This window comes from Burkholderia sp. Bp8963 (genome assembly GCF_003854275.1).
Taxonomy (GTDB): domain Bacteria; phylum Pseudomonadota; class Gammaproteobacteria; order Burkholderiales; family Burkholderiaceae; genus Burkholderia.
Genome location: NZ_QTQP01000158.1, coordinates 1 through 1,032, shown reverse-complemented (window position 1 = coordinate 1,032; position 1,032 = coordinate 1). Strand labels below are relative to the sequence as shown.

At 67.5% G+C, this 1,032-nt stretch carries 2 protein-coding genes; both read right to left on the bottom strand.

Going from position 1 to position 1,032, the window contains the following annotated elements:
• Positions 1–638, bottom strand: a 638-nt coding sequence (locus DID96_RS37785; RefSeq protein WP_260464179.1) for an alginate export family protein, incomplete at its 3' end; no start/stop codon positions are given.
• A gap of 92 nt (positions 639–730) precedes the next feature.
• The coding region (locus DID96_RS37780; RefSeq protein WP_148094538.1) for a DUF1275 family protein at positions 731–1,032 on the bottom strand (302 nt) is incomplete at its 5' end.

The following is a 1,032-nucleotide window of genomic DNA, read 5'->3' as shown; positions in this document are numbered from 1 at the left end:
AGATCGAGCAGGTTCTTGTCGACCGGTGTCACCGTGTTCTTGCCGAACGCGCGCGCATCCGCGAGCTGCGCGAAGAACTGCCAGTGCTCGCCGAGATGCGCGTCTGCGTGAACCTCGATGCGCTGGATCAGATAGGTATCCGACTGCGCGGAGCCGATGCCGAACAGCGGCGCGTTGTTGCTTTCGACCCGCTCGCGCAGGTTCACGCCGAGCGACAGATAGGATGCCGGATCATTGCCGAGCGGAATGTATTTCAGTCCGTCGAGCGGCGCGCGCGGCACGCATGGATTCGCAAGCACCGACCAGTCTTCCTGCCAGCGATTGAACAGCACGACGGGCCGTTTCGCGTTGCACGTGGATGCCGACGCGGCGCCGCCTGCCGCGGCGCTGGCCGCTGCATCGGTCGGTATGCTCGCTGCGGTGGCCGATGCGGCGGTCGATGCGGTAGTCGATGCGGTAGTCGATGCAGCAGTCGATGCGGCAGTCGATGCAGCAGTCGATGCGGCAGTCGATGCGGCAGTCGATGCAGCAGTCGTATCTGCGCACGCCGCGTCGACGCCCGCGAACACCAGCGCCGCGGCAACCGACATCCGTGCAGCCGTGCCAAAACGACGGCCGCGCATTGTGGTGGACACCATGGTTTTCCTCGCCTGTGCCAACCTCTGATTGTGCGTGGCCGCGCCGGCCATACGCCGGACGCGCGTGAAGCGCCCCTCTCTGCCCCGCCGGATCATGTGCGCCCCGCCGTGGCCACGCGCTCGTGCTCGCCAGTGACGGCCGCGAGCCACGCGAGTGCGCATGCGGGCGCGAGCAGCGCCCAGAAGCTAATGTGACGGAAGCCCAGCGCACCGGCCACCGCGCCGATCGCGAACGCGACGATGGCCGGCATCATCTTGCCGAAACGTGCGCGCGCCGCCGCGCGCACGCTGTCGGCGGTACCCGCGGACACGATATCGACCATGTCGAGGATCGCCTGCGTGACGTTGCCCGTCATCACGGTATTCGGCACGCCCGGACGCTGGATCAGCCGCG